The sequence below is a fragment of the Enterobacter sp. ZOR0014 genome (assembly GCF_000798855.1).
Classification (GTDB): domain Bacteria; phylum Pseudomonadota; class Gammaproteobacteria; order Enterobacterales; family Enterobacteriaceae; genus Enterobacter; species Enterobacter kobei.
Genome location: NZ_JTLF01000001.1, coordinates 1 through 239, shown reverse-complemented (window position 1 = coordinate 239; position 239 = coordinate 1). Strand labels below are relative to the sequence as shown.

The following is a 239-nucleotide window of genomic DNA, read 5'->3' as shown; positions in this document are numbered from 1 at the left end:
TTAGTGTCCTTAGGATGTGGGGGTTCGAGTCCCCCCCCTCGCACCAACGAGGCGATATCAAACCAGTAAGATAACTGTGCGAAGGTGGCGGAATTGGTAGACGCGCTAGCTTCAGGTGTTAGTGTCCTTACGGATGTGGGGGTTCGAGTCCCCCCCCTCGCACCATAAATCACGTTGATATTGCTCGCACTGGGCGAAGGTGGCGGAATTGGTAGACGCGCTAGCTTCAGGTGTTAGTG

General features: G+C 55.2%; 1 tRNA gene. It reads left to right on the top strand.

Going from position 1 to position 239, the window contains the following annotated elements:
* Nucleotides 1-78 precede the first annotated feature (78 nt).
* Nucleotides 79-165 (top strand) — tRNA-Leu (locus L977_RS00005).
* Nucleotides 166-239 lie beyond the last annotated feature (74 nt).